The sequence below is a fragment of the Myroides sp. LJL115 genome (assembly GCF_054871665.1).
The window spans coordinates 19,269-32,411 of the sequence record NZ_JBTXLS010000003.1; the positions used below are offsets into that span (position 1 = coordinate 19,269).

The 13,143-nt window shown below is 32.6% G+C and carries 11 protein-coding genes; 6 read left to right on the forward strand and 5 right to left on the reverse strand.

Features of this window, described 5'->3' with window-relative positions; all coding sequences use genetic code 11:
- Window positions 1–9 precede the first annotated feature (9 nt).
- A complete protein-coding gene (locus ACYSNX_RS01365; RefSeq protein ID WP_461752896.1) occupies window positions 10–1,077 on the forward strand; it encodes a hypothetical protein in 1,068 nt (355 codons plus the stop codon).
- On the opposite strand, the gene ACYSNX_RS01370 is transcribed toward ACYSNX_RS01365, so the two are convergent.
- On the reverse strand, window positions 1,069–2,019 hold the full coding sequence (locus tag ACYSNX_RS01370) for a hypothetical protein (RefSeq protein ID WP_461752897.1): 951 nt from the start codon (window positions 2,017–2,019) through the stop codon (window positions 1,069–1,071). The genes ACYSNX_RS01365 and ACYSNX_RS01370 overlap by 9 nt on opposite strands.
- 1,053 nt (window positions 2,020–3,072) lie before the next feature.
- Between ACYSNX_RS01370 and ACYSNX_RS01375 the strand changes: the two genes are divergently transcribed.
- Window positions 3,073–3,357, forward strand: a complete 285-nt coding sequence (locus ACYSNX_RS01375) for a helix-turn-helix domain-containing protein (protein WP_461752898.1) — start codon at window positions 3,073–3,075, stop codon at window positions 3,355–3,357.
- 171 nt (window positions 3,358–3,528) lie between these two features.
- Here ACYSNX_RS01375 and ACYSNX_RS01380 read toward each other — a convergent pair whose 3' ends face one another.
- The 3 genes from ACYSNX_RS01380 to ACYSNX_RS01390 form a co-directional block, all read right to left on the reverse strand.
- Complete coding sequence (locus ACYSNX_RS01380; protein WP_461752899.1) at window positions 3,529–4,518, reverse strand: beta-ketoacyl-ACP synthase III; 990 nt, start codon at window positions 4,516–4,518, stop codon at window positions 3,529–3,531.
- A 164-nt stretch (window positions 4,519–4,682) separates the two neighbouring features.
- On the reverse strand, window positions 4,683–5,582 hold the full coding sequence (locus tag ACYSNX_RS01385) for a helix-turn-helix domain-containing protein (RefSeq protein WP_461752900.1): 900 nt from the start codon (window positions 5,580–5,582) through the stop codon (window positions 4,683–4,685).
- A gap of 77 nt (window positions 5,583–5,659) precedes the next feature.
- Window positions 5,660–6,265: a TetR/AcrR family transcriptional regulator gene (locus ACYSNX_RS01390; RefSeq protein WP_461752901.1), complete on the reverse strand. Its 606-nt coding sequence runs from the start codon at window positions 6,263–6,265 to the stop codon at window positions 5,660–5,662.
- A gap of 197 nt (window positions 6,266–6,462) precedes the next feature.
- On the opposite strand from ACYSNX_RS01390, the gene ACYSNX_RS01395 reads away from it, so the two are divergent.
- Entirely contained in the window at window positions 6,463–7,437 is a 975-nt protein-coding gene (locus ACYSNX_RS01395; protein WP_461752902.1) for a polyprenyl synthetase family protein, read from the forward strand.
- 8 nt (window positions 7,438–7,445) lie between these two features.
- Window positions 7,446–7,793 carry a hypothetical protein gene (locus ACYSNX_RS01400; RefSeq protein ID WP_461752903.1) on the forward strand — a complete coding sequence of 116 codons (348 nt, stop codon included), beginning with the start codon at window positions 7,446–7,448 and terminating at the stop codon, window positions 7,791–7,793.
- Between the two features lie 104 nt (window positions 7,794–7,897).
- Here the strand turns inward: ACYSNX_RS01400 and ACYSNX_RS01405 are convergent, their stop codons facing one another.
- Window positions 7,898–8,473, reverse strand: a complete 576-nt coding sequence (locus ACYSNX_RS01405) for a hypothetical protein (RefSeq protein WP_461752904.1) — start codon at window positions 8,471–8,473, stop codon at window positions 7,898–7,900.
- 114 nt (window positions 8,474–8,587) lie between these two features.
- Between ACYSNX_RS01405 and ACYSNX_RS01410 the strand changes: the two genes are divergently transcribed.
- Both ACYSNX_RS01410 and odhB read left to right on the forward strand, forming a co-directional pair.
- The gene (locus ACYSNX_RS01410; protein WP_461752965.1) at window positions 8,588–11,359 is read left to right on the forward strand and encodes a 2-oxoglutarate dehydrogenase E1 component; all 2,772 of its coding nucleotides are present in this window, start codon (window positions 8,588–8,590) and stop codon (window positions 11,357–11,359) included.
- A gap of 50 nt (window positions 11,360–11,409) precedes the next feature.
- Window positions 11,410–12,633: a 2-oxoglutarate dehydrogenase complex dihydrolipoyllysine-residue succinyltransferase gene (odhB, locus tag ACYSNX_RS01415; protein ID WP_461752905.1), complete on the forward strand. Its 1,224-nt coding sequence runs from the start codon at window positions 11,410–11,412 to the stop codon at window positions 12,631–12,633.
- The last annotated feature ends 510 nt before the right edge of the window (window positions 12,634–13,143 follow it).

Consider the following 13,143-nt stretch of genomic DNA (forward strand, 5'->3'; position numbering starts at 1 on the left):
TACAAACATATGTTATATACCCTCGAAGTTCAGCGTCTTTTATTACAGCTTGAAGAAGTTTTAAAACCACAGGATAAAGTAAAGCTACTTTTAGAATGTATCTCTATTGTAGATAAAAATAAAGATATTGATTGGGGATTTGATTTAAGAATTCGCTTGATTAATGAAGAGATTTTTACTGCAAGCTCTAAGCATAGTGTAATTGCTTTTAGTTGGATATTAGATGCTGTAGAACTTGGAGGTGGTAGTTTTTTAGTAGAAGACTATTTATATGAGTATAAATGGATGTTTGCCAGTTGTTTTGGTTCTACTCAAATTAGTAAGGAACAATTTCATGCTATAGGAGATGATTTTCATGATCGCTTACTAAGCAATGGCTATAGTAGTAGAGGTTATTACCATATTTTAGCTATTTGGTTTCAGCACTTGAGAGATTTTGAAAAGGCGCAGCAGATTATAGCCTTAATGTTAGAGTGTTCTATTGACGACTTCTCAGATAATAAAGCATATGAGTTAACTCTTCAAACTTATAACGCATTGAAAATGGGGCAGATTGACAAGGCTTTATCTTTTGCTGCTCCATTATTTAGAAATGAATTCGAGGGAATAGAAACCTGTTTTGATACCTATAGTGTCTTTAGCTATGAGTTCTTTTTAATGGGAGATAAACGCGGCTTAGAGTTTTTTCGCTTAGCAGAAAAGAACCGGAAACAATATGCACCTTTAGATTATATAACGGATATTAGAAGTAGGGTTTTATTTCTGTTTTTACAGGATCAATATACTTCAGATCCAGATTGGGTGTTTTTTGAAGGTATGTGTAACTGGGAAAAGGATGCGGAAGACTTTTATAGTTATTATTTTATAAAATACTCCTTACTTATGCTGCAAAGGCATCAGGGGTATAAAGAGTTTACTTTTCTAGCTAGTTTAGATTACTATAACCCTTCTGGTGTTTATTATATGCCAGATCTTTTTGCTACTTTTAAACAAAGAGCATACGATTATGCACAAAAATTCGACAACAGGAATGGGAGTAATTATTTTACTTTAGAATTAAATGATCTTTTAAAATAAGCTTATTTGTCCAGGATTCTTGTCTTTGGCTTGTTTTTTCTTATTCTCTTTAGGTTTGTTTTTCTCTTTAGAATTACCTGTAGTTTCATTTTTAGTAGCAATAACTTGCTCAAAAGACTGAGGTAGTCCTTGTTTTTGCACGGCAAAGAACTCAGAGAAATCTTCTACTGCTGTTTCTTCTACTGCTGTTTCTTCTACTGCTGTTTCTTCTACTGCTGTTTCTTCTACTGCTGTTTCTTCTACTGCTGTTTCTTCTACTGCTGTTTCTTCTACTGCTGTTTCTTCTACTGCTGTTTCTTCTACTGCTGTTTCTTCTACTGCTGTTTCTTCTACTGCTGTTTCTTCTACTGCTGTTTCCTCTTGTGTAAATAAGTCCTGTTCAAGTTGTTGTTCAAAGAGATCAAAACTCAAAGGTTTTACGTTGTCCTCTAGCTTATCAAAATGATCAGCTGTCAACGATGTAAATGAAGCGGATATTTCAGGTTGAGACAATTCACCTTCTACAAGAAATTCGTCCATTTTAGCTGGTTCATTAGCTTGAGATTCTGGTTGTAAAGGTAGGTATGCTTGGTTCTCGGTTTTATTGTATTCTACCTTTTCTAATATATTTAATTTTACTTTATTACCTAAATCTGTTATAATACGATTGATTTTTTTATCCTTTTTCTCTGTCTCTTGGATAGAAGACTCTAATAATTTCAATAAACTGTAACCTAGGTGGTATTTTAAAGTAATAGAATGTTTCTTATTATGGTCTAAGATTGAAACTTGTTTCTGAACGCTCTTTGCTTTATTGTGCAATAAAACAATTAGTTCCTCTTGACAACTAAGTACTAATGCATCTGTAATGTTATTTACCAAAAAAGTTTGGTTTTGTTCTAATAGGTCAATTACAGTAAGAAGAACATCATTATTTAGTTTAAGGGAAATTTTCGGGATCATTGGAAGAAGAGTAATGAAACTATTTTAGGTGAATAACAAGAATACAAAATAAGTGAAAAATATTGGTATTATCGTCATTTTATATAAAAATATTATATATACCCTTTTCTAAATAATCATTTAATTATTAATGAGTTGTTATTAGAAAGCTCTAGTGTATAATTCTGGTTTTAGACAGAAAATATATACACCCAATAATAGGATTTAGATGTATGTTTTTTCTGCATAATAAGTTTTGTTATTTTTTAAAGATGTCTGACATACTTAGTATTTTTAATTTGGTCTAGCAGTATTCTTATTCCAGTAAAGCAATAACCTTTTTTTATCCATTGTTAATAACTTATCAACAATACTTAAAAATCTGTTCATAAATCGAATGCCTAGTCTATAGTATTAAATTTAGAAAAGAATAATGTATTGTATATTAATTTATTACGGGACTTTTTTTTGTTTTTAATTGTTGATAAGTTATTCTATTTTTGTGCTTAATAAATAGCGTTTAGGTTGAGTTATGAACATAGTTATCAACATTTTAACAGTGAATTACCTAAGAATCTGTTTTAATGGAAATTTGAGTGCTATTTCACTTGTTTTACCAAGGTTGTTGATAAAGTTATCAACATATTATATAAATTTGTGCATAAGAGTTTAAAAGTAAAATTTTTGCATCTATTTATATGTTTTTTTTATTACAAATGGTTGATTATTAAGCGTATTGTTTGTTTTAGATTTGTTGATAAGTTTAAGTTTATACGCGGTGTAATATCCATTTTATTAGGTTGTGTGTAAACTTATACACATAGTTATTAACAAAATATATGTCTCTGCATTCTAGGCTTAAATTTTGCTTGGAAATGTGTTAGTGCTTTTTCTCCTACAGTAAAATTTTTGAGATAGCAACTGACTTTTGTTAGGTTTTTAGCTTTTTTTTCGCAGTAAGTTTGTGATGTCAAGCAAGAGTAATTTGGCGTAAAATTAATATAGTTATTGAACCAAAAGTTACTGCTTGGTTAAAAGCACTGGGCAAATAGTGCTTTGTAAAAGATAAAGATTATGGAAGCACAAAAAATTAAAAGACGTAGAAAAGAATTAGGTTTGACACAAGAGAATATCGCTAAAGGCCTCGGGATTTCCCAAAAAGCTTACTGCGATATCGAAAATGGTAAAACTAAATTAAAAACGGATACTTTGGATCAAGTTTGTAAGTTATTGAGAATAACTCCCTATTCAGTTTGTCCCATAGCATGTGAGTGTGCTTTAGATATTGAGAGTAAACACAATAAATTACTCTCTTTTTTAGAAACAAACAACATTGAGATTCCTGAAGACTTGTTATAAAACAATGTTAATCAGAAGACAATATTATAGCCCAGGAAGTATTTACTGTTTTTTTTGTAATAATAATTACCTGTAGTTTATATTAAAAAAGAAATAAGCCCAACTTGCGTTGGGTTTATTAAGTTATAAAAAGTATTGAAACTATATTTTGTTATAACTACCGCTATAGAATTATATATTCCATTTTAGTAAACTAGCTCCCCATGAGAAACCAGCACCGAAAGCTGTTAGTAACAATAGATCTCCTTTTTTCAATTTTTCTTTGTTCTCCCAAATACACAATGGTATGGTAGCTGCAATAGTATTACCTAGATAGGCAATATTGTTTAGAGCTTTATCAGAATCAATACCTAATGCGTTTCCAACAGCATCAATAATTCTTTTATTTGCTTGATGAGGTACTAGGTAATTAACATCATTTACAGTTAGATGATTTCTACTAAGTATATCTTCACAAGCTTGTGACATTGAAGTTACAGCTTGTTTAAATACTACTTTTCCATCTTGTTGTATATAAGGGTTTTGTTGATGTTGATCTTGAGTGGTGTGTGGGTACAAAGATCCACCAGCTTGAATATTCAATGATTCTTGTCCTAGACCATTACTTTGAAGTAATGCATCTACAATGCCTTGATCTTTAGATTCTTCGAGCCAAACCGCACCAGCTCCATCTCCAAATAGAATATTAGTTGAGCGATCCTTAATATCAACGTAAGCACTGATTTTATCGGCACCAACTACTACTACATTTTTATATCTTTTAGATTCTATTAATGAAGCTGCTAAGTCTAATGCATATAAAAAACCTGAACAAGCTGCATTAACATCGAAAGCCCATGGACCAGCTAATCCTAGTTTTCTACAAATAATATTTGCTGTACTTGGCATTGGCATATCCGGAGTGGAAGTAGCAACAATTAAAGCCTGAATATCCTTAATATCTTTATTATAAGACTCTGCTAAATTTTTGATAGCAGCAACAGCCATATCTGATGTTGCTAAGTTTTGATCTAGTATTCTACGCTCTTTAATTCCTGTTCGCTTTAAAATCCATTCATCTGTTGTATTTGAGATCTTTTCTAGATCACCATTGGTACGTTTGTTGGAAGGAACATAACCCCCAATAGCGCTTATAGCGGCAAATGTATTTTTGGTATTCATTTATTTTAACAATTATTTAGGAGTCATAAAGGCAATAAATTAGATAAGGAAAAATTTGCATTTCTCCCTATATCTAATCGTAGGACAAATTTGCGGCTATTTGTTCTAATTATGGTAGTTAAATAAACGGCAATAGTTGTAAAAAAGACGTATTAATTAACAAATCAATTTTCTGATTTGTACTCTCTAGGCGAAATACCTGTATTAGTTTTGAAGAACTTGCTAAAAACGGAATTATCTGTGAAATTTAAGATGCTAACTACATCATTTATAGAGTTCTTAGGATTTTTTAGAAGTACTTTTGCTTCAAGTAAAATTGTTTCTGTTACGATTTGTTTAGGTGTCTTTTTGAATACTTCTGAAATAATTTTCGTGAGGTGTTTTCGACTAATAAAAAGTTGTTGCGCGTAAAAGTCAACTCTTCGTTCCTTTTTGAAATGAAGTCCTACTAAATGAAGGAAATCGTTGGCAATAGATTCTTTTCTAAGCTGTTTTCTAGTAGTAGGAGATTGCAAAGTTTTGTTATAAAAGTCTGCAATCTCGTAAATTAATGTGGAAAAGTAGGTTAATATGAGTTCTTTTCCAAATGTGTTTTTATTGAAATACGATAATTGTGCTATTCTTTTTAAGTTGTATTTAAGTACTAAAGCAATAGATCTATCTAATGAAATTACCTTGGCATGTGTAGAGGAGAAAAAACGAATTAGATTCGATGATTTAATATGGAATCCTGCCTCCAAGAAAAGTGCCGAATCTACAAACATAGTCTTTACAGTAAAGTCATGTGTGAAGTCCTTTATTTCAAAAAATTGATTGGATAGGACTACAAGTAAATCGTCCTTTTTTACAACTAATGGTTCTAAATTAATGGTGATTTCACATTTACCTGAGGTAATTAAGATCAAACCAAAGGTTGCAAATTGATAAGGACGATCCTTTACAAAATATTTTTGATGTGCTTTGTCTATATTCAAAACTGCAATACGGGGATCGGTCATCGTATTAATAAAACGATGAGTAATTTGTTGTAGGGTATAGTTTTGTATGTAAGAATTTTTAGGCACTTGTTTTAAAAATATTAAGATTATTACTGTCTTCAGATAAAAATAGCCAACAAAGGTATCGTTATTTTGAATGAGTTTTATTCAAGTAATATATTTTTATAGTGAAAATATTGCTCTAGTCCTTTTTCATTGCAAACGCTTCTCATATAGTATTCAATATGTTTGTCTCTTAAGTATTCATGAGAGAATTCAGACGGAGGGAAATAATCCTGGTCATCTCTAGTAAGATAAGATGCAAGGTGAAAACGGGCGATGTATTCTATATCAATATCAGGGCGATATACCTGTTCTTTTATTCCTCTATTTAGATTGTCGATAATCATTTTTAGGAACTTTCTCTTATAAACGTTTTTTTGCTTGAGAGCAATTTTAGGATAATACTTTTGTAGTTGATAACTAGAAACAGAAGAGACCACTTCGAAGGTATCCTTTATATTGCTAACTGCATAAAGAATCTCTGAGATAGCTCCTGATTTTTTTGAATTTGCAATAACAACCTGTTCTAAATATTGTGTATTGGTAAATTGTAGACTTTTTTCAATTAATTGGGGTTTAGATGAAAAATAGACATAAATTGTTTTTTTGGAAATATTTAGCTCTGTGGCTATATCGTCCATTGTTACTGTTTTGTAACCATGTTCTAAGAATAGTCTAGTGGCTTTAGATATAATTTCATTTTCCATTTTTTAATTCTGTGGGTTAGTTTTGTTAATATATTATGCTTGTTGGGAAAGGCAAATTTTGGTAAGTTGTTTTTTGGGGAAATTTAGCTAATATTTTTAAAAGGTTTGACCATAAAAGTAAGATTTCGGCTTAAAGTTAAAAGCTAACGAGCTTAAATGAAGAAAAAACACGTATTTTTACCTCAAAATATTTTTAAATGCAATCGATAGTTAAATATAAAGATCAAATTTCCGAATATATTAATTCTATTTCATTCAGTAATGAACCAAAAGAGTTATATGCACCAATTAGTTATATTCTCTCTTTAGGAGGTAAACAAATTAGACCAGTTTTAACCCTTATGGCGGCTGATATTTTTGGTACAGATCCCAAAGAAGCTATTCACGCTGCAACTGCTATAGAGTTGTTTCATAATTTTTCCTTGATGCATGATGATATAATGGATCAGGCATCTTTAAGACGTGGACAACAAACAGTTCATAAGAAATGGGATACGAATACAGCAATTTTATCAGGTGATGCTATGCTAATCTTAGCATATCAATACTTCGAAAACTACGAACCTCTTGTTTTTAGAGCTTTGGCTAAATTGTTTAGTAAAACAGCTATTGAAGTATGTGAGGGACAACAATGGGATATTGAATTTGAAAATCAAAATCAAGTGCAAATTCCTCAATATATTCAAATGATTAAGTTTAAAACTGCTGTTTTAGTTGCTGCAGCTTTAAAAATGGGAGCAATTGTAGCTAATGCAAGTGAGAAAAATGCTTTAGATATCTATGATTTTGGATTAAATCTAGGTCTAGCGTTTCAATTGCAAGATGACTTTTTAGATGCTTTTGGTAATCAAGCAACTTTTGGAAAAACAATTGGGGGGGATATTCTTGAGAATAAAAAAACCTATTTGTATTTAAAGGCATTAGAGAACGCAGATGGCCAACAAAAAGAAGAATTAGTAGCTTTGTTTAATAATAAAACACTACAAGGTCAAGCAAAAATTGACAGAGTAAAAGAATTATTTGAGCAAACTAAATCCAAAGAGGATTCTTTGCTTTTGATAAAGCAATACACAGAAAAAGCCTTAAGTATTTTAGATAAAATGGATCTTGCACAAGATAAAAAGCAACAATTGTTGGTTTTTAGTGAGGAGTTAATGGACCGTCAAGTATAATTCTTATTATGGAAGTGATTGAATTTTTACAGACTAATGTAACATCGGATAAGTTATTTATGGAGTTGGTAACTCAGGTTCAAAAAGATTTACAAATAACTGTAGATAGCGATATACATTTGCAATGCTCTACGGCCGATGAGCTTGTAGTAGAGTTGACTCAATATTTACATCAAGTATTAAACTCTACAAATATTGCTCGTTTTTCGAGCTTTTTATACAGAGTAGATGTAAGGGAGAAGGATGTGAAAAGTATTCAAGCCACCGATATAGAAATGTATGTAGACAGAGTAGTTTATTTAGTTTTGAGAAGGGAGTTTCAAAAGGTTTATTTGAAAAACACTTTAAGTAAATAACATTTAAGTCTTTCTATAGAATTAATTTAATTGATATAGCTCCTTGCAAAAGGAAAAAAGTACAAAACAAAGGTCTTTTATCTAGAGATAAAAGACCTTTGTTTTTAAAAATATAATCGGATAAACGGCATATAAGCGCTTGGATAGATCATGTCTTTTTCTTTGTAAAGTACATTGTATCTCACCCCAATTGTTACTGGTCCACTAGTATATCCTATACCAGCAAATAATCCTGTGTTCCAGAAATTATCTTTTACTTTTTCCAAGTCTTTATAGGTATAAGTATTGTTTGCTCTAAGCTGTTCTAGTTCTAAGGATAACTGCAAATATGGAAGTGGATTGGATAAAACAATCAAACTACCTCCATATAACCAAGAGTTATATTCTTTCACATAATCATAGTAATGAGAGCGATTTTTACTATGGATATAATTAGCTTGTAAAGAAACTCCAGCACTAAAATAGGGACTAAACTCTCTTATTGCACTTGGAGCCAACATAATATCAGTATATCCACTACCGAAGCCTAAACCTAGTCCACCTCCAAATTTCCACTTTTTATTATATTCATAATTTTGAAGGTGATTTTGGACTTGTTGTGCATTAATTAAAAAACAAGACAATAAAAAAAAGGATAATAGCAAAAAAATCCTTGTTTTATTCATATTAAGGTGTTTCATTTTGTCAAAGTTAATTTTATAGGGTGATAAAAATAACTAAAAGTATATAGTAATGTCATAAAGAGTTGTATTTTTGTGAAAATATATTTAAACAAAAGGTCTTTAGACGAAATTATGGATAGATATTCCTTTTTAAATGCGGCACACACTGCATTTTTTGCAGAATTATATGATCAGTATCTAGAAAGCCCAGACAGCGTAGAGCCAAGTTGGAGAGCTTTCTTTCAGGGATTTGATTTTGCGAACGAATTCAGTGATGGGCCTGTAGAGCAATTATCACAAGCATATTCTCAAGGTAATAGTGCTAGTGGAAATAATGCAAGTCAAGTAGAGAAAGTTCAAAAAGAATTTTCGGTTTTACGCTTAATTGACGCATACAGAACTTATGGGCATTTACTTACTAAAACCAACCCATTAAGAGATCGAAAAGTTGAACATCCGGATTTGAGTTTAGAGAAGTTTGGTCTTTCTCAAGCTGATTTGAATGTTAGCTTCGAAGCTGCAAAAACAATACAACTACCAACATCAACTTTATCACAAATTCTTGCACAGTTAGAAAAAGTTTACTGTTCTACATTGGGTATTGAATATAAGTATATCGCCGACGAAAAGGCAGTAGCTTGGATTCAAGAACACTATGAAGCGCCAGAAGCTAAATTTGACAATGAAGAGAAAAAAGAGATCTTACACAAGTTGATTGAAGCTGTGTCTTTTGAAAACTTCTTAAACACAAAGTATGTTGGACAAAAGCGTTTCTCTTTAGAGGGATTAGAAGCTGCTATTCCAGCAATGGATTTCTTAATCGATTCAGCTGCCAGTAAAGGGGTAGAGGATATCGTTGTAGGTATGGCGCACAGAGGACGTTTAAATGTATTGGCTAACGTTTTCAAAAAGCCAACGCAGGAAATATTCTCTGAATTTGATGGGAAAGATTATGATGAAGTGGAAGGATTTGACGGAGACGTTAAATACCACTTAGGATTAACATGTGATCGTCAAACACGAAGTGGTAAACAAGTTCATATGAACCTTACTCCCAACCCTTCTCACTTAGAGACAGTTGGAGCGGTAATTGAAGGTATTGCTAGAGCAAAACAAGACACTAAGTTTGCTAATGATCCAGCAAAAGTATTACCAATTGCTTTGCATGGTGATGCGGCTATTTCTGGGCAAGGTATCATGTATGAAATCATACAAATGGCTCAATTAAGAGGATACAAAACCCAAGGTACAATTCACATTGTATTAAATAACCAAGTTGGTTTTACTACAAACTATAGTGACGGACGTTCTTCGACTTATTCTACTGATATTGCTAAAGTAACAGCTTGTCCTGTTTTGCATGTTAATGCTGATGATACAGAGGCTGCAGTAAGAGCTTTCTTATTTGCTTTAGATTATCGTATGGAATTTGGACGTGATGTTTTCATTGACTTAGTAGGTTATAGAAAATATGGACATAACGAAGGAGATGAGCCGAAATTCACTCAACCAATTTTATATAAATTAATTTCAAAGCACGCAAACTCTCGTAATATCTATACAGATAGATTATTAGCTGATAATGTTATTTCAGAAGATTTTGTAAGCTCATTGGAAAAACAATATAAAGATGTTTTAGAGGTTGATTTGGAAACTTCTCGTAAAAACGAATACGCAAAAATCAGAACTTTCATGGAAGAAAACTGGAAAGATTTTGAGCGCGTAGAACGTGATTCGATGCTTGCAAATTACGACACTAAAGTATCTCTAGACACTTTAACTTCTATCGCAAATGTGATTACTGAATTACCTGGAGATAAGAAATATATCAGCAAGGTAAAGAGATTAATCGGGGATAGAAAGAAAATGTTCTTCGAAACAGATCGTTTGGATTGGGCAATGGGTGAGCTTTTAGCTTACGGATCATTACTAACACAAGGATATGATGTTCGTATGAGCGGGCAAGACGTAGAGCGTGGGACTTTCTCGCACCGTCACGCTGTAGTCAAAACGGAAGACACAGAAGAACCGGTTATCTTATTAAATCAGTTAGAAAATCAAAAAGGAGAGTTCCGTATTTTCAACTCATTATTATCTGAATACGCTGTATTAGGATTTGAGTATGGATATGCATTAACTAACCCTAACACTTTGACAATTTGGGAGGCGCAATTTGGAGATTTCTCTAATGGTGCTCAGATTGTTTTAGACCAGTATATTTCTGCTGCTGAAGATAAATGGACAACTCAAAACGGAATTGTAATGTTATTACCTCACGGATACGAAAACCAAGGTGCTGAGCACTCTTCGGCTAGACTTGAGCGTTATTTACAATTATGTGCTGAGGATAATATGTACGTTGCAAACTGTACAACTCCGGCTAACTTCTTCCACATGATGCGTCGACAAATGATAACTAACTTTAGAAAACCTCTAATTGTTATGTCACCAAAGAGTTTACTTAGAAATCCTGCTGCAGTTTCAACAGTTAGCGATTTAACAGATGGACAATTCCAATATGTAATCGATGATATGAATGTAGAGGCTTCAAAAGTAAAATCATTGGTTTTCGTTAGTGGTAAATTCTACTATGATTTGGTTGCTAAAAGAGAAGAACTAGGCAGAGATGATATTGCTTTTGTTCGTATCGAGCAATTATTCCCATTACCAGTGGAACAAATGAAAGAAGTTATTGCTAAGTACCCTAATGTAGAAGATTATGTTTGGGCACAAGAAGAACCGCGTAATATGGGTGCTTACACTTATATTGCTACAAACTTTGAAGAAAAACCTCTTCGCTACGCTGGAACAAAAGCTTATAGTGCACCTGCTTCAGGAAGTGCTGTACGTTCTAAAAAGCGTTTTGCGTATGCAGTTGAGAAAGTTTTCAACAAGGATTTATAATAAAAAAATCGTATTTTTACATAACAATATCTAATTAAAGAATATAAAAGATGAGCATCTTAGAAATGAAAGTTCCTTCGCCAGGTGAGTCAATTACTGAAGTTGAAATCGCTACATGGTTAGTTAAAGATGGAGATTACGTTGAAAAAGACCAAGCGATTGCTGAAGTAGATTCAGACAAAGCTACTTTAGAATTACCTGCAGAGGTAAGTGGAATCATCACTTTAAAAGCTGAAGAAGGTGATGCAGTTGCCGTTGGTCAGGTAGTGTGTTTAATTGACACTAGTGCTGAAAAGCCAGCTGGTGGATCAAGTTCAGCTAAGGCTGAGCCTGCAAAAGAAGCTCCAAAAGCGGAAGCTGTTCAAGCTGCTCCGGTTGCTGCTGCTGCTACTACTTATGCTACTGGAAGTGCATCTCCAGCTGCAAAGAAAATTTTAGATGAGAAAAACATCGACGCTGGAAGTATAGTGGGTACAGGTAAAGATGGAAGAATAACAAAAGAAGACGCTATCAACGCAAAAGCTTCTATGGGAACTCCAACAGGTGCTCCAAGAAACGAAGAGCGTAAGAAAATGTCTATGTTACGTCGTAAAGTTGCAGAACGTTTAGTTGAGGCTAAAAATACTACAGCTATGTTAACTACATTCAATGAAGTTAACTTAACAAACGTAAATAAATTAAGAAGTGAATATAAGGATGCTTTCAAAAACAAACATAATGTTGGTTTAGGATTTATGTCTTTCTTCACTAAAGCAGTAACTCGTGCATTAGAATTATATCCAGATGTAAACTCAATGATTGATGGTCAAGAGCAAATCAAATTTGATTTTGCTGATATCTCAATCGCAGTTTCAGGTCCTAAAGGATTAATGGTTCCTGTAGTTAGAAATGCTGAATTATTGTCTTTCCGTGGAATTGAAACAGAAATCAAACGTTTAGCAATTAGAGCTCGTGATGGGCAAATTACAGTTGACGAGATGACAGGTGGTACTTTCACTATTACAAATGGTGGTGTATTCGGATCTATGTTATCTACGCCAATTATCAACCCTCCACAGTCTGCTATCTTAGGAATGCACAATATTATTGAGCGACCTATCGCTGTTGATGGAAATGTTGTTATTGCACCAATGATGTATTTAGCTTTATCTTATGATCACCGTATTATTGATGGTCGTGAGTCAGTTGGATTCTTAGTAGCTATTAAAGAAGCTTTAGAAAACCCAATGGAGCTATTATGTGATAATAATCCTAAAAAAGCTTTCGAACTTTAGTAGAAGCTTTTACTAGTATAAAGCGGTAATGTGTAAAACATTGCCGCTTTTTTTTTGATATTTTTCCACTTTTTTTGCAAATTAACGGATTATTCATTGCTTGTAGATATAGTGTATGGTTAAGCGACTTAAAGGATAGAGAGAATTTATTTTAGAGGATTTATATAGAAAGTAGGGTGTTTTTTAGGGGTAGCCTTTCTATAAAATAGCATATTATCTCAAGTTCTATAGTATTAATAGTCTAGTTTTTGATTATTTTAGTAGAAATTATACTAGAGTGAAGCAGCACTTCTGTAAGTTAGTAATGCATTAAGGTTAGATGTAGCTTACTTGGTTGATTTAAGCTTTTATTAGAGGGGTTTAAAGCCATATAATCAGCAAGGTATGCCAATGTATAGCTTTTGAATTAAGAAGATGTAAAGCTAGCTTAAATCGGACTTTATCGTATTTTGATACTCTGGGTTATTAAGATTTGGTTTTATCGCCTGAATATGACTAATAATTGGCCAA

Bases quoted from the DNA above. Each gene is read 5' to 3' on its own strand.
- ACYSNX_RS01365 (WP_461752896.1), top strand. From the start codon at position 10: ATGTTATATACCCTCGAAGTTCAGCGTCTTTTATTACAGCTTGAAGAA.
- ACYSNX_RS01370 (WP_461752897.1), bottom strand. From the start codon at position 2,019: ATGATCCCGAAAATTTCCCTTAAACTAAATAATGATGTTCTTCTTACT.
- ACYSNX_RS01375 (WP_461752898.1), top strand. From the start codon at position 3,073: ATGGAAGCACAAAAAATTAAAAGACGTAGAAAAGAATTAGGTTTGACA.
- ACYSNX_RS01380 (WP_461752899.1), bottom strand. From the start codon at position 4,518: ATGAATACCAAAAATACATTTGCCGCTATAAGCGCTATTGGGGGTTAT.
- ACYSNX_RS01390 (WP_461752901.1), bottom strand. From the start codon at position 6,265: ATGGAAAATGAAATTATATCTAAAGCCACTAGACTATTCTTAGAACAT.
- ACYSNX_RS01395 (WP_461752902.1), top strand. From the start codon at position 6,463: ATGCAATCGATAGTTAAATATAAAGATCAAATTTCCGAATATATTAAT.
- ACYSNX_RS01400 (WP_461752903.1), top strand. From the start codon at position 7,446: ATGGAAGTGATTGAATTTTTACAGACTAATGTAACATCGGATAAGTTA.
- ACYSNX_RS01405 (WP_461752904.1), bottom strand. From the start codon at position 8,473: ATGAAACACCTTAATATGAATAAAACAAGGATTTTTTTGCTATTATCC.
- ACYSNX_RS01410 (WP_461752965.1), top strand. From the start codon at position 8,588: ATGGATAGATATTCCTTTTTAAATGCGGCACACACTGCATTTTTTGCA.
- odhB (WP_461752905.1), top strand. From the start codon at position 11,410: ATGAGCATCTTAGAAATGAAAGTTCCTTCGCCAGGTGAGTCAATTACT.